Below are 17,252 nucleotides of genomic sequence, written 5' to 3' on the forward strand. Positions count from 1 at the left end.
TATCTTTTCATTGTTAGAATATCATGTTATTATTTACCACATAACCGACAGACAGTCGGTCGGTAAATGAGTGAGTGAATGAATTCATTTATATAACCACCCAACTACATAACAAGGAGCCACCCATGAGAATTGTAAAAGAAGCCGAAGCGCGCAGAAACGAAATCCTCGACGCTGCCGATGAACTGTTCGGTCAGAAAGGGTTCGACGGAACGAGTACCAATGATATTCTGAACAAGGTCGGGATTGCCCGGGGCACGCTGTATCATCACTTCAAGTCCAAAGAAGATATTATGGATGCGCTGATTGAGCGGTACAGCAGCAGGATGCTGGGGGCGGCGCAGGCCATTGCCCTGGACACCACGATTCCGGTCGTCGAACGTATTCTCCGTGCCGTTATGGCTATGAATATCAGCAGCGGTAACGGGGGAGAGAGCAGCAAGGAGATTATGGAGCATATCCACCGGCCGCAGAATGCGCTGATGCACCAGAAGATCCAGAAGATCCTTGTTAACGGTGTTCCGCCGATTCTGACCCCCATTGTCCGGGAGGGTATTCAGCAGGGATTGTTCCACACGCAGTACCCGTATGAAAGTATAGAGATGATAATCATCTATGCGAACACCATTTTTGATGAGGAGATGGTTGAGATGACAGACGAGGTGCGGCTGTCGCGCATTTTGGCTTTTATCGCCAATGTAGAACGGCTGCTTGGGGCTGAGGAAGGAAGCCTGATGAGTGTAATGCAGGCGTTCGGCGGCAGAGAGGGAGATGAGCCGGGCAATGAGTAACCGGGAGCGGGGCTTCGGCAGGTTTCTCCTGCTGTGGTCGGGACAGCTTGTGTCGTCAGTCGGCAGCGGACTCACAGCGTTCGGTCTGGGGGTATACCTGTATCAGCAGACCGGGCAGGCATCCGCGATGGCTCTGGTTACTTTGCTGGCGTTCATGCCTTCACTCTTATTAAGTCCTGTTGCCGGCGTGCTTGCGGACCGCTATGACCGGAGACTGTTAATGATGCTGGGCGACAGCCTGTCTGCAACCGGGCTCATCTACATTCTGGTCTGTCTGCTTAGCGGTGAAGCGCAGCTCTGGCAGATTTGCCTGGGAGTTACTGTAAGCTCAGTATTCTCCTCACTGCTTGATCCGGCGTACAAGGCAACGGTGACGGATCTGCTGACGGAGGAGCAGTATATCAGGGCAAGCGGTTTCGTGCAGGTGGCCGGATCAGCCAAGTACCTCATCTCCCCTGCGCTTGCCGGCTATCTGCTCATGGTGTCGGATGTGAAGCTGCTGCTGATTATCGACATCTGCACTTTGGGGGTAACCGTTGCTTCGACACTTGCTGTACGCAAGGGGCTTCCTTCCAAGCAAACGGAACAGACCGGGTCCTTCATCCTTGAGCTAAAAGAAGGCTGGAGCGCGGTTTCCGTAAGCCAAGGTGTGCTGATGCTGGTAATAATGACATCGGTAATGACCTTTTGCCTCGGATTCATAGAGACCCTGTCGATGCCGATGATCCTGGCTTTTGCCGATAGCGCTGCACTCGGTACGCTTGAAACCGTCATCGCACTAGGAATGCTGGCATCCAGCATCCTCATTGGCCTTCTCCCGCTCACAAAGAATTTTGTGAAGATCCTGGCGCTGTCCCTTTTCTGCGGAGGGCTGTGTATGGCACTATTCGGGCTCCGGGAAAATGTGCTTTTGCTGGGCGTTTCCGGGTTTTTCTTTTTCGCCACCTTACCGTTTGCCAATGCCAGCCTGGATTATCTTCTGCGGACCAATATCAGGAATGCCGTGCAGGGGCGGGCCTGGTCACTAATCGGGCTAGTTTCACAGCTGGGCTTCATTGCTGCTTATATGCTGTCAGGGGTACTCGCTGACCGCGTGTTCACTCCGCTTTTGACAGATAAGGGGCTGCTTGCAGGTACGCTGGGCCGGATTACCGGTACAGGCAGCGGCCGGGGAATCGGACTTCTGATCATTATCGCGGGGCTGCTGTTAAGTGCGGCTGCAATTGTTCTATATAACCTTAAATCTATTAAAAAGCTGGAAACCGGAGGTGAACCATGTACTACAGGATAATCCGGGGCGACCTGCGCGCAGGTAAGCTGATTACACTGACCACTCTATTGTTCGTCACCGCTGCTGCAATGCTGGTCTCCCTGTCAGCCATTCTGACCGTCAATCTTGCGGGGGCCATTGATACACTGATGACACAGGCGAAGACGCCGCATTTCATGCAGATGCATTCAGGAGAGCTGGACCGGGCACGGCTTACGGCTTTTGCAGAGCAGAACGGCAAGGTTGATGAGTTCCAGGTGCTTGAATTTGTAAATGTAGAGAATGCGCGGATTATCATCGGCGGCAAGTCACTGGCGGACAATGTCCAGGACAACGGGTTCAGCACACAGAGCAGTATGTTCGACTACCTGCTGGACCTGGACGGGAAGGCTGTAATACCCGCTGACGGGGAGCTGTATGTGCCAATTGCCTATATGAAGGACGGAACCGCCAAGACGGGAGATACAGCTGTAATTGCCGGAAAAGAATGGACTGTGGCCGGATTTCTCCGCGATTCCCAGATGAACTCCCTGCTGGCCTCCTCCAAAAGATTTCTGGTCAGTGAGCATGACTACACCGCTATCCAGGCCTCCGGGAGCACGGAGTATCTAATTGAATTCAGACTGAAGGAATTATCTATGCTTGGCGCTTTTAAAAATGACTACACCTCGGCAGGACTTGAGGCAAACGGGCCCTCCATCACCTACCCTCTGTTCAAAATGCTTAATGCCATGTCCGACGGGCTGATGATTGCGATTATTCTGCTGGTCAGCCTGCTTGTTGTTGCTGTCGCTTTTATGTGCATCCGCTTTACTTTACTTGCCACTATTGAACGGGACACCCGTGAAATCGGCGTCATGAAGGCTATTGGACTTCGCGTCTCAGACATCAAGAAGCTGTATCTCGTAAAATATGCGGGCATTGCAGCCCTTGGCTGTGCTCTGGGATATGCCCTTTCGCTGGTGTTCAGGGGGATGCTGCTGGACAATATCCGGCTGTACATGGGCGGGAACGAAAAGGCTTCGTTGACCCTGCTGCTTGGACTGGGCGGAGCTGTACTCGTGTTTCTGGCTATTACCGGCTATGTGAACAGGGTACTGGGACGTTTCCGGAGAATCTCTGCTGCTGAAGCAGTACGGTTCGGTACCACGCAGGATAAATCAGGGGGAGCCAGGCAGCTGCGGCTGAGTGCAAACCGGCTGCTGAACACTAATATTTTTCTTGGAGTCAAGGATGTGCTTGCCCGGAAAAGCCTGTATGTGACGATGCTTGCTGTAATCATCATTGCCGCATTCGTTATCACCGTCCCCCGGAACCTGTACAACACGATTGCTGCCAAAAGCTTCATCACCTACATGGGCGTAGGCAACAGCGATCTGCGTCTGGATATCCAGCAGACGGACAATATCGCTGCCAAAGCGGCGGAAGTGACTGCGGTTATGGAGAAGGACCCATCAATCTCCCGGTATGCCGTGCTGACAACGGAGAGCTTTACTGTCCTGAAAGAGGATGGAGCGGAGGAGAGAATCAAGATCGAGCTTGGCGACCATTCCGTTTTCCCCGTGAAATATGCTAAGGGCAGAGCGCCTGATGCGGGCCATGAAATTGCCTTATCCGTGATGAATGCCGATGAGCTCGGCAAGCAGACCGGTGATGTCATTACGCTGAAGTCCGGCGGGCAGTCACTGAATCTGACGGTATGCGGCATCTACTCAGACGTTACCAATGGCGGGAAGACCGCCAAGGCTGCCTTTGCCAGCCAAGCAGCAGATGTGATGTGGTCCGTCATTTATGCGGAGCTTGTGGATAAGACACTTACCGGCGGCATAGCAGAGAAGTACGCAGACCGGTTTTCTTTTGCCAAAGTATCCGGTGTCGATGAGTATGTTGCGCAGACCTTCGGCCCGACCATAAGCTCTGTGGGAACGGCTTCCCGGGTAGCCATTGTTATGATGCTGCTGATCAGCGTGCTGGTTACGGTGCTGTTTATGCGGCTGCTGGTAGCGAAAGACCGGTATCCGATTGCCGTCATGAAGTCACTGGGGTTCACTAATGCTGACCTCAGAGTGCAGTATTTTGCGCGTGCCGCAGCTGTGCTGGCGGCCGGAATTGTACTTGGGACCATACTGGCGAACACTCTAGGCGAGCGCTTGGCGGGCGCACTTATCGGCTCGTTCGGTGCAGCCTCCTTCGAATTCGTGGCCGATCCGCTTGCGGCGTATCTGTTCAGTCCGCTTATGCTGGCCTGCCCGGTGCTTATCGCCACTATAATCGGTACATCAGGCACGGGACACATCACCATATCCGGTCATATTAAGGAGTAGATAAGGAAGATGAAGAAGATTATAGCTGCTGACCATATCGACAAAGCCTTCGGCCAGGGCATAGAGCGGCGCAAGGTGCTTAATGGAGTATCGGTAAGCATCAGCGGGGGGGAGTTCGTGTCGGTGATGGGGCCGTCCGGCTCAGGCAAATCGTCGCTGCTGTTTGCTGTGAGCGGGATGGACACGGTTGATGGCGGGCAGGTGCTTTTTGACGGCAGAGAGCTTGGGGCCCTTAAGGAGAATGAGCTGGCTGACCTGCGCCGGACGCAGATGGGCTTTGTATTCCAGCAGCCAACGCTGATGAAGAATATGAACCTGCTGGATAATATTATCCTTCCGTCCTTGCGTGATAACAGAAGGAACGTGAAAGCCATCACGGAAAAAGCGAGGCAGCTGATGTCCAAAACCGGCATTGCCGGGCTCGAAAAGCGGGACATCACCCAGGTATCCGGCGGCCAGCTGCAGCGGGCAGGCATTTGCCGGGCGCTGATGAGCAGCCCGCAGATCCTGTTTGGCGACGAGCCGACCGGAGCGCTGAACCAGGAGGCTGCCGAAGGCATCATGAGCCTGTTCGCCGACATCAATGAGACGGGGACTGCGGTGATGCTGGTCACTCATGACGCCAGAATTGCCGCCAGGACCGGGCGTATTCTGTTCATGTGCGACGGGCAGATCGTGAGCGAGCTGCGGCTGCCGAAATTCAGGGGAACGGAGCTTGAGGGGCGGATGGAGCAGGTTGTGACGCGGATGAGGGAGCTGGGGATATAGATTTTTGAGGATCAAAGATCATGCTGTACAAATTTTTGTGCGCTATGATGAGATTTTGGATAAAGCAGACGTCACAGCCCGGATGTGCCACATGCCGGACTGGGGACGGCTGCGTGCGGTACAGAGAGACAATGTGCGGTTTATTGCCGGAACGGTGAATTATGACGATGCTTATAACAGCCAGCAGCTATTAAGCCAATTTGCTGATTTATGGTGAGAGCTGTTCTATTTATAATAGAGAAGGATCTAAATACGTATTATACGAATGGGGCCATTATATGCCGTTATTTAATGACAATGGAGAGTGCAGCCTGATTGAAGCTTTGAAAGCATACATACCGGAGGTAGAGGAGCTGCTGAATCCGGGAGTGGAGGAAGCGCAAATCAGGGAGGCTGAGAAAGAAATCGGGTTCCCGTTTCCGGATGATTTCAAAAAACTGTATATGAAGCATAACGGCGAGGGAGATCAGGTCATGGGCGTCATGGCCGGATTTTCCTGGCATATTTTGCCTAACGGGAATCATTGGAGGAATCCGAGCCTGAATATAATCTCCGGTAAACCGGATGCGATAAAAGAAGGAGGATACAGGAAGGGCTGGGTCCCTTTTGCAGATGATGGCGGCGGGTCGGTTCTTATTATGGATCTGGAACCCGGAGAGAAGGGAACTTATAGTCAGGTAATCTCGTTAGACCGTAATACGAATATTTCTTATGTCCTTGCAGAGAGCTTCGGACAGTTTGTAGAGTCCATCGCAGCCCAGCTCAGAACAGGTGATTTAGAACCGAAGGAAACGGAGGATGTGATCTTTGTTCACCGGAAGCGGGGACATTTGTTAGATGATTTGCTGGCGCTGACCCATATGGAGAACGAACAGAACAATCCCATTGCCGTTAGCGGATACTGGGCGGAGTATTTTGCAGATAAGCTTGAAGATGGCTGTATTTCTACGGAAACGTTGAACCAACAGAAAAGGATCTCTATACGGGATGAGCTGGCGGAAAAATACGGTACAGTGTCTTTGGACATTTTGACCCGGATGCCTAATCTTAAGGAACTTATTATCCATGCTAATCACGTTGCAGATTATGAAGTATTGAAGCAGCTGACAGGACTGACAGAGCTGGTAATTGGCGGGTCCTCTTTTACAGAGTCCGATCTGGATTACTTAGCTTATTTAGAAGATTTGAGGAAACTGGCCCTGGTAAGACTTACAATAACGAATGTTCACAAACTGAAGGATATCCCCAAATTAATAACACTCAGACTAATTAAAGTAGATTCAATCGACAGCAACACAATAGGTGCTCTAGTGAATTTGACGGAATTAGAATTGGAAGACTTAGAAGCTGGCGATTTAAGCTACATTTCAAACCTTACGAAATTGAAAAAGCTGGAACTCAAAAAAGTGGTAATCCCCGATTTTGCATTCATGAAAGATTTGAAGAATCTGACCACATTCAGAACGGACGGCCGGGCAGAAGACGAATCAGACATGGCAGATCTGGGGGAATTGCGCAAACTGGAAGAGTTTAAATATCCAATCGGCGATTTATCCGTCTTCCAAAATTGCCTGAGTCTGCGGGAAATTGGTGTTAATGCATCGAGATATAGCGGGCTGGCGGAGATTGCCGGATGCAATATTAGAGGAATTACTGTATTTCACGCAACCTCAGAGGAACATGCAAAATCAGTAGTTGCTGAGTTCGGCAAATATTTTAACCTGGGCTCTTATGGATGGTCGGTAACATGGAAGGAATGAAAAAGAGGAGGTATTCTTGTGATCGAGCTAATCCAGCATGTGATGGAGGATATGAACAAGCAGCTTGAGCGGATTGAGAAGAGCCTGAATCTGTTAAACGATGAGCTGGTGTGGACCAAAACGAAGGATTCCATGAACGCTATCGGCAACCTCTGTCTGCATCTGGCAGGTAATGAATATCAGAATTTGGTCAGTGCCATCGGAAACAGGCCGTTCATCCGGGAGCGGACCCGTGAATTCACCATGGACGGAGGATTCACCAAGGAAGAGCTGGTAAGGCTTCTCCGCAATACGCGGTCACAATCGGAAGAAGTATTGGCTGCTGTCTCAATGGACGATTTATCCCGTGAGGTTATGATCCGCTATGAGCAGGAGGACTGGAACCGGATGTACCGGAGTGCTGCCGGGGCCGGCGAAACTTATGATACACGAACCATTGGCCGTCTGCTTGTCCAGGTATCTGCTCACTATGGTTATCACGCCGGGCAGATTGTGCTGCTTGCCAAAATGCTGCAGGACACCGATGAGCATGTCACGGGCCAATACCATTGAGGAGGGTACGCTGTGATTAGACTGGAGCCGTTCGAACGCAGTAATTTTAGGCAATTAATTGCCTGGATTGATTCGCCGGAGTTTATGGTGCAGTGGGGAGGGAAAACGTTCAGCTACCCTTTAACGGATCAGCAATTAGAGCATTATATCAACAGTGATACACTAAGCTACCGGGTGGTGTATGAGGAGAATAACGAGGTCATCGGCCATATCAGTTTAACGCCGGACCCGGATAATCAGTCAGGTAGAATAGGAAAGGTAATCGTAGGAAACAGACATTTACAGGGGCTTGGCATCGGACAGCAGATGATTGGGCGGGTTCTGGATATCGCATTCGGACAGCTGAAGGTACACAGGGTCAGCCTTGGTGTATTTGATTTTAACCATGCGGCCATTGCCTGCTACGAGAAGGCGGGGTTTGTAAAAGAAGGCATGTTCCGGGAAGCGCGCAAAGTCGGCAACGAGTTCTGGAATCTGTGGGAGATGGGGATTCTGGAGCAGGAATGGCTGGCAAGAAGATAAACAATTAAATGAGTGAATGCTGTCTCATGAAGCTGAATAAGCCTTCCATCCTGCCTTTCCTGCAGTGATAGAGTTAGCAAAGCAACGATTACAGCAGGCAGGAGGGGTTAGCTGGTTTATGGAGGCCGTGCTGGTCTGCGGTAAAAGGATTAATTACCCTGCCTGTGGGCGTGTATGAAATGAGTCTGGCGGTGTGGCTATTGGTGAAGGGGTTTGACCGGGGGAAGCTTGAATAACCGAAGCATAGTTGAGTGGAAAGGCTTTAGGAAGTGCTAAACGGTTTATAACCAAACTCTCCCTTGAAGGCAGTCATTTCCCATATGTAAAATAATGGATGAAAGACTGGCTAGAGCTGCTGCCAAGCAAGTGTACAAGGAGAGGTGTTAATGCGATATAACTGGATCAATGCGGAGGAATTTTCGTTCAACTGCTTCCTGCTGCTGGACCGCTGGATTATTGAGATGATCTGCCGGAATTACCGGGAGTGGGCCGAATTTGAAAAGAGTCTTGGAGCCGCGCTGGCCTATAATCCCGCGGTCGCCTGGTACTTCGTTCAGCGGAGTCCGGAGAGTAAAGCTTATGTGGAGCAGATCATTGCAACTGCAGCAAAGGGGCTGAGTGCCGAAGAGGTGCGCCGGGCGGAGGTGTTTGTCCTTCAGGCGATGGAAACCTCGGTGGTGTACGCTTACCCGGAAGTTATGAACCGGAATTGTAACTACATCTATGATTGGGACAAAAAGCATCTGCTCGACTTGGCCGATTTCAGAGGTGCTCTTGTACTTGATGTGGGAAGCGGCACCGGACGGCTTGCCTTTGCGGCGGCGGAGCAGGCCAGACAGGTCTATGCGAGTGAGCCTACGGACAGGCTGAGAGAGTACATACGCGATAAGATTAAGCGGGAGAACATCAGCAATGTAAAGGTTCTTGATGGTACAGCGGACAGCCTGCCCTATGAGGATAATACCTTTGATATCGTGATGTCAGGGCATGTCGTAGGCGACCACTATGACCTTGAGCTGGCTGAACTGACCAGAGTGGTCAAAAACGGCGGTGTGATTATCGATTGTATCGGAGATGACGACCATACAAGAAAACCCGATGAAGAGCTGTTGCGGCGGGGCTTTGAGGCCTTTTACCATGTCAGCAAATCCGGCGGAGATATCTACACGTACCGTAAGACAATAATGAAATAGACAAACGGCATGGCAGCGGCGCTAATGACACTAACCTGTTGTGGCTGCCGGTAGGTATTCACTGACTGGCCGGAAATAGGATTTAGAGCTATAATAAGTGACATTTTCCGCCTAATCACAATAAATAAAGAACAAATATACGTTGAAAGAAAAGTCTTTTCACCATAAAATAGCGGGTAGGTACTACAAAATGCTGAAGAGGAAGACGGATATGAAAAACAGCTTGCTCAAATATATGACGGGCTTGAGTTCCCTTAGCGAAGAGGAACAACAAGCTATTTTAGACGAAATCAGCATAGAAGAATTCAAAAAGGGAACCGTGCTTTTTAGACAGGGTGATCTCACCAGTAACTGCTATTTTATTCTGGAGGGCTGCGTACGGCAGTATTCGGTGGATGAAGCGGGACGGGAGGTTACCTCAAATTTTTATACGGAAGAAGAGGCCATCGTCAATTTTAATTACCACAGGACAGATAAATCCTCTGATTACACTCTGCAGTGCGTCGAAGATTGTGTAATGGTTACCGGAAGCCTGGATACGGAGCAGCAGATGTATGCCAAGTATAGTGAATTGGAGACGATGACCCGGAGGATGATCGAGGCGAATTTTGGCAAAATACAAGCAGATTTCGCCGCGTTTATCGCCTCTTCACCTGAGGAACGTTACAAGGATTTATGTGCCAAGCGGCCTTCCTTAATCGGCAGAGTCCCTCAGCATCAGTTAGCGAGTTATCTGGGCATGAGCCCGGAGTCACTCAGCAGAATAAAGAAGAGAATTTCCTCCGGATAACGATTAGCTATGCCCGCGCTTTCCCTCCCCTAAACAGCAGCCATAACGCAAAACCCAGTTCCCCCGCCGACATAGGAATGATAAAGACATCCTCAACAATTTCCCCGACTGCCTCATATTCAGGAAGTAAAAGCTTGCATACATGAGTAAAAATATATCCAGCCGAAGCAATTAGCAGCAAAACAGCAACCCATCCCGGAACGTTAACCGCCCGAAGTGCCAGCATGCCCAAAACGAGCAGATGCCCGCCAAAAACAATTAAGCCGACGGACCACATGGCGTCAAATGCTTTTAAATACAGCAGGATTTGTCCGCCTAAGTGAACGGAGGTATAACCCTGCGTATACTCTGTATCCGTTGTAAGCAGCTGCACAAATAGTAAATTCATTACCGCGATGCCCAGGATAGCCGTGTATATTAGCCGCAGCCACGCACCAAGCAGGGACAACGGCTGATTAATAGGCTTCAGGAAAAGATAACACGACCAGGCGACGATAATATCGAGCACCAGGATGATAATCCAGCCGGCCAGCTCTGCGCGGAAGAGATTTTTTTGCTTCAGCAAGCTTTGTAATGTGGCATTTGCATCCCCTTCGGTGAGAAGTGCTGAATGGGCGTAGCCATATGAAAAAGCGGCAACGAGCGCCATGATCAGCAATCCTATCCCCGATATTATAGCCGCTGTCCGCTGATCCGATAATCCCCTCGATGTGTTATCCATAAATAATCCCCCTTGCACTCTGATGAGTCCATCTTACACCGGGGGATGTGTTCGTTCATTGACTTAAGTTAAGAGGCTGGACATGCTGCTCCTTCTTATACTCATTCGGCGATAAACCGACCTCCTGCTTGAACAGCTTGGAGAAGTAGGAGTAATTGGAGTAGCCGGTTTTGCTGGCGATGGTGTAGACGGACAGGGTGGTTGTCTCCAGCAGATGTCTGGCGGCGGCGATGCGGACCTGGATGACGTAGCTGCCGAGGGAGATTCCGGTTTCGCGCTTGAACAGCCGGGCCAGATAGTCGGGATTGAGGTAGACGATTTCCGCCAGATCGTTGCGGGTCAGGTCGTCTCCGTAGTGCTCGTGGATGTACTGCTTGATCTCCTCGGCAATTGATTTGGGCTGGGCGGCGAAATCGCGGTACTCCATGGCGGTGTTGACCAGGTACTTCAGGTATTCCTCTATATCCTCAATCGAGTGCAGGGAGTGGAGCAGCAGCTTGTCATTGGTTTTGCCGGCGTAGAGCTTGTGGGCCTGGATGCCCTTTTGCTTGAGAAAAGAGTACACCAGCTGCACCATGTCCAGCCGGAACAGGCCGAGCACCGAAGTGTCGAGCGACCTGTAGCTGAGCATAGACCGCAGATAGCGGATGGCCTCCTCCAGAAAAACAGCCAGCTTGTTCTGGTTCAGCAGCTCCTCAAGCCGGGCCAGATCCGGCGGGGTATAGGAGGACTTCGGCTGGCGCAGATCGTTCTCCACCAGATATGTCTGGTTCCGGCATCTCGTCAGCTCCTCATCCATGTTCAGCAGCTGCTTCAGGATGCTGCCGATCTGCTGCAGCCCACCCGTCAGGCCGATATTGCAGCAGGCATCGCATTTCAGATAAGGCACCGCCTTTTGGATAAAAGAAGTCCCGGTCGCCTGCAGCATGGCATTGTCCAGCGGCGGCTCGTTCCATTTGAGGATGGCGATCCAGCTGTACTCTTTTACCTCCAGAATGCTCTGGACCGTGTAGCCGGGATGCTGCAGCAGCTCATACAGCACATTCAGCAGCGCGAAGTCGAACAGATCCTTCTCTTCCTTGCCCATGCTGCCGTTATGGGGGAAGACATTGAACAGGACAGGCTGAATGAGATCGTTCATCTGATAGGACAGATTCTGCTCTTCGATTGAGCGGCGAATATCAGCCTGCTTGACCGGGGAGGAGGTGCTGCTGCTGACCAGCTTGCGCCAGAAATGCTCCAGGTTTTTGGACTGGTTTTTCTGCCAGAAGTAGCCTCCGAGAATTGCCTCCTCATTGCTCTGCTGCTCCTTGGCGCGGATAACGGCTTTTTGGATAATCAGCATCAGCTTGTCGAACTCGATCGGCTTAAGGAAATACTCGAAGCTCTGCAGCTCAATCGCCTTCTGGGCATAGTTGAAGTCCGCGTAATTGGTCAAAAGGATCGCCTGAACGCTGAGATTCTGCTCCCTGATCCAGGCCAGCAGCTCCAGGCCGCTGCCCTGCGGCATTTCAATGTCGGAGATCAGAATCTGCACGGGATGCTTCTCCAGAATCTCGCGCGCCTGGGCCACATTGTTTGCTGTATATACGGTTTCGATGCCGAGCTGCGGCCAGCCGATTTTTTTCTGCAGAGCGGCAATTACGTAATAATCATCATCTACCAGCAAAATATTCATAGATCTAACTTCCTTTCTGCTGCAGGCTCCGGAAGATCGGGCAGGTGTAACGTGATGCATGCGCCGCTGCCGGGGATATTGGTGAAAGTAACATCGGCCAGATTGTAATAGAGATACTCCAGCCGTTTCAGTGTGTTCATTATGCCGATATGCGTACCCTTGGTCTGATCGAGCGGCTGTCCGCTTTGCAGCTTCTCCAGCACCTCCGGCGGAAACCCCGGTCCGTTGTCCGACAGCTCGATCCGCGTACCGGCAATTCCCTCCTCCAGCTGGCAGCGCTGCACAGTGAGCGTGATCTGCATTTCATTTTCGCGGGAGATCGCGTATTTCACTGAGTTCTCAATAAAGGTCTGCAGGACGAGCGGCGGAATCTTAACATGCCTGGCCTCCTCCGGCAGCTCCACCCGATAGCCGAAGGCGTCCCGGTAGCGCTGCTTCTGAATCTCCAGATACATCTGCACATGCTCAATCTCGCTCTCCAGCGGCACGAAGTTCTCCCCGTTCTGGAACAGGTAGCGGAAGTACTTTGAGGTGGTCATCGCCATATCCTCAATTTCCTGATACATTTGAATTTGAGCCATGCTGTAAATGCTGGTCAGGCAGTTCAGGAAAAAGTGCGGCTTAATCTGCTGCTTCATATAATCCAGCTGAATCTGCTGCTTCTCCAGCTCCTGCTCGTACATCGTAATTTTGAACGTTTTGATCTGCTGGATGAGATCCTTGAACTGGGAGTTGGCCTGCTCGAGCTCGATGATTTTGCTGCCCTTGTAGTCTGCCGGCTGGCTTTCTTCATTAATTCGGGCCAGATTCTCTGAGAAGCTCTGGATCGGTCCAAGCACCCTACGGTTGAAGAAGATCATAATGATCGACAGCGACGAGATCACCATGAAGAACAGCAGGACGATCAGGAGCTGGGCAATCATAATTTTTTCAAAAGCCCCGAATTTGATCACCATGTTCGCACTGAACGTTGTATTCAGAAACTCGCTGCTGATTGTAGTGCTCGGCTGCTTAAGCAGGGAGAAGCGTCTCTCATCAGGAACCGCTCCGCCGCTGTTGGACACCGGACTGGATAGACTGGTGCCCTGGTCATCCACGAGCGAAGCGTAGCCGCTCTCCCCCAGATTAATCTCGCGCAGCGGTCGGATCAGGTTGTCGGCAGAGATCAGTCCGATGAGATAACGGTTGTAATACGGAACGATGTTAATGACGTAATATTTGCCGTTTACCAGAATAGGCGTCCATTTGGAATAGAACTTTTCGTATACCTCCTTGTCATCAATAAAAGAAATGATCTGCCGCTTCAGCTCCAGATAGTCCGGATAGTTCACGCTGATCGGCGCACAGTTCAGGAAGTAGGACTGGTTTTTTAAATAGTAGAAAAAATGATATTCCTGGCCGTAGTTCTTCTGCAGCTCGGTAAATTTTTTGTGCAGATTCTCGTTGGACTTGAGGAACTCAATGCTGTTAATGTGATAGGCGTTCATCGTGTTCAGCGTCTCGTCATTGGCCAGCGTCCAGCCCATATAATGGTTCATGTAAGCGAAATCATGATTAATCCGGTTAATGTACAGCGCCGCCGTATCCTTAAGATAGCGGGTGGACTGCTGTCTGACGATAATAATGGAAGTAATGCTAATGATAAGGTCCGCGATGAGGACAATGACGGCAATCAGGATCATAACCCTTACATAGTGGCGGAGGGGAAGCGGCTTTGGTGTTGCTGTTCTTTTGGTCATGGCTGGGTATGTCCCGGTCCCTTTCTGCGCGATTTCAATAATGAATGCGTTTTATTTAGGTAACACCAACATTATAAAACCTTTGCCCGAAAAAATCATAAGTATAGAGGGGCGTTTTGCCGCAAAGTCCGGAAAGCGCTAACAAAGGTCTGGAAAGTGTTATGAAAAAAAGGGCCTGCAAAGAGATTCGTATCCGGGTAACAGGCAAATCTGCGCCAGAGGTCCGAATAACGGCCGCAAAGCGTCCGGAATACCTATCTGTAAGCCGTTATGATTAGACATGTAAAGCGAAAGCACATACAAGAAACGGGGGAATAATACATGGTTAAGCGGAGTAAGAACGGGACAGCCAAAAAGCTGACAACCGGCCTGCTGGCTGCCGTAATGGTTGCCGGACTTGCGGGCTGCGGCGGTAACGGGGAGAACAAGGCTGTAAACAGTGATACAAGCAGCTTCAACAAAGAGGGGCTGCCGATTGTAAGCGAGCCGGTAACGCTGAAGGTACTGACTGTGCGCTGGGGCAGCATGGGAGACACGTTCACGCAGAACCAGTGGCTGAAGGATCTGGAAACGAATACGAATGTCAAAATCGACTGGCAGGTCATGTCCTCCAATGACTGGGCAGAGCAGAAATCAATCATGCTGGCCAGCGGCACGCTGCCGGATGTGGTGATCGGGGATCAGACCTTCTCGGATTCTGATATCGTGAACAACCTGAGCTACTTCCGTCCGCTGGATGATTATATCGACCAGTACATGCCTAACCTCAAGGCTGCTATGGAAGAGACGCCGGATATGAAGAAGATCAGCACGTTCCCGGACGGTAAAATCTACTCTTTGCCGGCCAGACTGCCGTCACGTCCAAAGAGCTCACGCCAGCCGGTCATCAACAAAACCTGGCTCGACAAGCTTGGCCTGAAGGTTCCGGACACCATCGACGAACTATACAATGTAATGAAGGCATTCAAGGAGCAGGACCCGAACGGCAACGGCAAGGCGGATGAAATTCCGTATATTGAAGTGAGCAACGACCTGATCAGCCCGTTCGGCATCGCCGACCTCAACAACAACAATATGCTGGTGAAGGACGGCAAAGCGGTATACTATCCGACCTCCGAGGAATACAAGGAAGGTCTGAAATGGGAGAACAAGCTGTACACCGAAGGCCTGCTCGACAAAGAGCTGTTCACCCAGGACGACACGATGAGATCCGCCAAGTTCCAGAACCCGGATGCTCCGGTAGTGGGCTTCTCCTACCAGTGGACACCGGACGCGGTATTCGGCAAATGGGGCGACCAGTATGTGACGATTCCGCCTATCGCCGGACCGGACGGCAACCGTTACACGATCGGTAATCCGAACGGGATGAACCTGGCCCGCAACGAGTTCCTGATCACCTCCTCCTGCAAAACGCCGGAAATCGCCGCACGCTGGGCGGACCAGTTCTACACCGATGAAGCGAGCATCCAGAACTTCTGGGGTGCAATCGGGACGGTTATCCAGAAGAACGATGACGGCACCTATACGCTCATGGACCCTCCAGCCGGAACCAGCGCCGACGCCTGGTACTGGGAGCAGTCGCTGCGTGACTTCGGTCCGAAATATGTCAGCCCGGGCTTTGAGAAAAATATCGTGCTGAGCACAGAATCCGGCGACGGCCTCAAGCTGCAGCTCGATAAGCTGGGCAGTGAGTATGTCACTGAGCCGTTCCCTAACGTAATGTACACCGCCGAGGAGTTCGAGGAGCTGCCGACACTGACCACCGACATTGATTCTTATGTGAACACAATGCGTGCCCAATTCATCAGCAAGGGGAACATTGATGAGGGCTGGGATGCCTATGTGAAGCAGCTGAACGATATGGGGCTCGACAAGCTGCTCAAGATCCGTACCGAAGCCTACAGCCGTTATACCAGTGTAAAATAATCTGCTTGTCATCCGCCCCGCGCAATCTGCTGCGCGGGGCGGGATTGTCTTATGGGGGTTGGTCATCCCCCATACTCGCACCTCCAACTCCGTCACCCTGCTGACTATGTTGTGTAAGGAGACGGAGGAAGAACGGGGTAGGGATACGGCCAAGTGTCACGATGTATGCATGTTCGCAGGGCATTGACAGTGCGGAAGTGCAGTTAAGGGCATGAAAAGTTGAGAGAGTGGCGTTAGAGAGGAGACTGGTTGCAGTGTCTATGACGGTTACAATGAAAAAGGTAGCCCGCCGGGCGGGCGTCTCCGTGTCCACCGTCTCCAGGGTTCTATCGGGCCATGCCAATGTGCGTGAGGAGACTTCCCGCAGGGTCCGGCAGACGATGGAGGAGCTGGACTACACGCCGAATATTATCGCCCAGAACCTGGTGTCACGGACAACCCACTGCATCTGTGTCCTGCTGCCCGACACCGGCGAGATATGGCCGGCTAACCTCTATTTTATGGAGGTGATCCGGGGGATTGTGCTCGGCGCGGGCAAGCTGGGCTACGACATCCAGATTGCTTCCGGCGATGGGAAAAGGGGGGAGCTTGAAGCTGTCTCCCGGCTGCTGAAGGGCGGCCGGGCCGATGGTGCCATCCTGCTCTCCGCCCGCCGGAGCAGCCCGGTCGTGAGTTTCCTGCAGCAGGCCGGCTATCCGTTTGTGCTGGTGGAGGATGAGCCGGCGGCGGGCAGCGGGAGTGAGATGGCGGCGGATCAGTATGAGACAGATGAAGGATGCGCCGGGCAGACGAAAGCTGGCGGGGGAACCGCAGGTGGTGAGAGTAACAGTCTGGCGGGAGATGGCTGGAGTGTGAGTGTGGGGAAGGCTGGCTGGAAGATAGCAGATAGTAGAAGCAGCAGTCTGGTGGAAAAGGGCCGGGGTGAGGCAGGGGACGGGAGTAAGGTGGAGGCGGATCTGCATGAAACGAATGCCGGGAGTGCCGGGCAGACGAAAGCTGGCGGGGGAAGCGTTGACGAGGGTGCCGGTGCGCTGGCGGCAGCGGCAGTAACTATTCCCGGCATACCGGATGAAAGTGTTGCGCGGATAGGGGTGATGGCTTCGGAGCTGCTGATCGGGAGCATCCGGCGGCGGCATCAGCAGCAGTCTCCCGGAGGGAACGCGGGCTGGGTAGCCCAGTTTGTGCTGCGCCGGCCGGTTATGAACGGATAGTTACCCT

At 52.0% G+C, this 17,252-nt stretch carries 15 protein-coding genes; 12 read left to right on the forward strand and 3 right to left on the reverse strand.

Annotated elements, in window-relative coordinates:
- Positions 1–125 precede the first annotated feature (125 nt).
- The 10 genes from BN3772_RS04700 (at position 126) to BN3772_RS04745 (ending at position 9,970) form a co-directional block, all read left to right on the forward strand.
- The gene (locus BN3772_RS04700) at positions 126–791 is read left to right on the forward strand and encodes a TetR/AcrR family transcriptional regulator (RefSeq protein WP_042197205.1); all 666 of its coding nucleotides are present in this window, start codon (positions 126–128) and stop codon (positions 789–791) included.
- Positions 784–2,082, forward strand: coding sequence for an MFS transporter (locus tag BN3772_RS04705; RefSeq protein WP_042197208.1), 1,299 nt, complete (start codon positions 784–786; stop codon positions 2,080–2,082). The genes BN3772_RS04700 and BN3772_RS04705 overlap by 8 nt, the downstream gene beginning before the upstream one ends.
- The gene (locus BN3772_RS04710; RefSeq protein ID WP_042197211.1) at positions 2,067–4,385 is read left to right on the forward strand and encodes an FtsX-like permease family protein; all 2,319 of its coding nucleotides are present in this window, start codon (positions 2,067–2,069) and stop codon (positions 4,383–4,385) included. The genes BN3772_RS04705 and BN3772_RS04710 overlap by 16 nt, the downstream gene beginning before the upstream one ends.
- Positions 4,386–4,394: 9 nt before the next feature.
- Positions 4,395–5,153, forward strand: a complete 759-nt coding sequence (locus BN3772_RS04715; RefSeq protein WP_042197214.1) for an ABC transporter ATP-binding protein — start codon at positions 4,395–4,397, stop codon at positions 5,151–5,153.
- A 4-nt stretch (positions 5,154–5,157) separates the two neighbouring features.
- Positions 5,158–5,370: a hypothetical protein gene (locus tag BN3772_RS04720; protein WP_042197217.1), complete on the forward strand. Its 213-nt coding sequence runs from the start codon at positions 5,158–5,160 to the stop codon at positions 5,368–5,370.
- Positions 5,354–6,913, forward strand: coding sequence for an SMI1/KNR4 family protein (locus BN3772_RS04725; RefSeq protein ID WP_157643542.1), 1,560 nt, complete (start codon positions 5,354–5,356; stop codon positions 6,911–6,913). Before BN3772_RS04720 ends, BN3772_RS04725 begins: the two co-directional genes overlap by 17 nt.
- An 18-nt stretch (positions 6,914–6,931) precedes the next feature.
- Positions 6,932–7,465, forward strand: a complete 534-nt coding sequence (locus tag BN3772_RS04730; protein WP_042197223.1) for a DUF1572 family protein — start codon at positions 6,932–6,934, stop codon at positions 7,463–7,465.
- A gap of 12 nt (positions 7,466–7,477) precedes the next feature.
- The gene (locus tag BN3772_RS04735) at positions 7,478–7,987 is read left to right on the forward strand and encodes a GNAT family N-acetyltransferase (RefSeq protein ID WP_042197226.1); all 510 of its coding nucleotides are present in this window, start codon (positions 7,478–7,480) and stop codon (positions 7,985–7,987) included.
- Between the two features lie 386 nt (positions 7,988–8,373).
- The gene (locus BN3772_RS04740) at positions 8,374–9,180 is read left to right on the forward strand and encodes a class I SAM-dependent methyltransferase (protein WP_042197228.1); all 807 of its coding nucleotides are present in this window, start codon (positions 8,374–8,376) and stop codon (positions 9,178–9,180) included.
- Positions 9,181–9,391: 211 nt separating this feature from the next.
- On the forward strand, positions 9,392–9,970 hold the full coding sequence (locus BN3772_RS04745; RefSeq protein ID WP_042197231.1) for a Crp/Fnr family transcriptional regulator: 579 nt from the start codon (positions 9,392–9,394) through the stop codon (positions 9,968–9,970).
- Positions 9,971–9,977: 7 nt separating this feature from the next.
- Here BN3772_RS04745 and BN3772_RS04750 read toward each other — a convergent pair whose 3' ends face one another.
- The 3 genes from BN3772_RS04750 to BN3772_RS04760 are packed head-to-tail and all read right to left on the reverse strand — an operon-like array spanning position 9,978 to position 14,108.
- Complete coding sequence (locus BN3772_RS04750) at positions 9,978–10,691, reverse strand: DUF4386 domain-containing protein (protein ID WP_042197233.1); 714 nt, start codon at positions 10,689–10,691, stop codon at positions 9,978–9,980.
- Positions 10,692–10,746: 55 nt separating this feature from the next.
- Positions 10,747–12,369 carry a response regulator gene (locus BN3772_RS04755; protein WP_042197235.1) on the reverse strand — a complete coding sequence of 541 codons (1,623 nt, stop codon included), beginning with the start codon at positions 12,367–12,369 and terminating at the stop codon, positions 10,747–10,749.
- Positions 12,366–14,108 (reverse strand): sensor histidine kinase, encoded by a 1,743-nt coding sequence (locus tag BN3772_RS04760; RefSeq protein WP_042197237.1) that lies wholly within the window; start codon positions 14,106–14,108, stop codon positions 12,366–12,368. The genes BN3772_RS04755 and BN3772_RS04760 overlap by 4 nt, the downstream gene beginning before the upstream one ends.
- A 321-nt stretch (positions 14,109–14,429) precedes the next feature.
- Here BN3772_RS04760 and BN3772_RS04765 point away from each other — a divergent pair, with 321 nt between their 5' ends.
- On the forward strand, positions 14,430–16,034 hold the full coding sequence (locus BN3772_RS04765) for an extracellular solute-binding protein (RefSeq protein ID WP_042197240.1): 1,605 nt from the start codon (positions 14,430–14,432) through the stop codon (positions 16,032–16,034).
- Positions 16,035–16,294: 260 nt separating this feature from the next.
- Positions 16,295–17,245 (forward strand): LacI family DNA-binding transcriptional regulator, encoded by a 951-nt coding sequence (locus BN3772_RS04770; protein ID WP_052380379.1) that lies wholly within the window; start codon positions 16,295–16,297, stop codon positions 17,243–17,245.
- Positions 17,246–17,252 lie beyond the last annotated feature (7 nt).

Origin of the sequence: Paenibacillus camerounensis (assembly GCF_000723885.1) — a bacterium.
Classification (GTDB): Bacteria; Bacillota; Bacilli; order Paenibacillales; family Paenibacillaceae; genus Paenibacillus_AQ; species Paenibacillus_AQ camerounensis.

Coding starts and splice junctions, on each gene's coding strand:
- BN3772_RS04700 (WP_042197205.1), top strand. CDS start 126: ATGAGAATTGTAAAAGAAGCCGAAGCGCGCAGAAACGAAATCCTCGAC.
- BN3772_RS04705 (WP_042197208.1), top strand. CDS start 784: ATGAGTAACCGGGAGCGGGGCTTCGGCAGGTTTCTCCTGCTGTGGTCG.
- BN3772_RS04710 (WP_042197211.1), top strand. CDS start 2,067: ATGTACTACAGGATAATCCGGGGCGACCTGCGCGCAGGTAAGCTGATT.
- BN3772_RS04715 (WP_042197214.1), top strand. CDS start 4,395: ATGAAGAAGATTATAGCTGCTGACCATATCGACAAAGCCTTCGGCCAG.
- BN3772_RS04740 (WP_042197228.1), top strand. CDS start 8,374: ATGCGATATAACTGGATCAATGCGGAGGAATTTTCGTTCAACTGCTTC.
- BN3772_RS04745 (WP_042197231.1), top strand. CDS start 9,392: ATGAAAAACAGCTTGCTCAAATATATGACGGGCTTGAGTTCCCTTAGC.
- BN3772_RS04750 (WP_042197233.1), bottom strand. CDS start 10,691: ATGGATAACACATCGAGGGGATTATCGGATCAGCGGACAGCGGCTATA.
- BN3772_RS04755 (WP_042197235.1), bottom strand. CDS start 12,369: ATGAATATTTTGCTGGTAGATGATGATTATTACGTAATTGCCGCTCTG.
- BN3772_RS04760 (WP_042197237.1), bottom strand. CDS start 14,108: ATGACCAAAAGAACAGCAACACCAAAGCCGCTTCCCCTCCGCCACTAT.
- BN3772_RS04765 (WP_042197240.1), top strand. CDS start 14,430: ATGGTTAAGCGGAGTAAGAACGGGACAGCCAAAAAGCTGACAACCGGC.
- BN3772_RS04770 (WP_052380379.1), top strand. CDS start 16,295: ATGACGGTTACAATGAAAAAGGTAGCCCGCCGGGCGGGCGTCTCCGTG.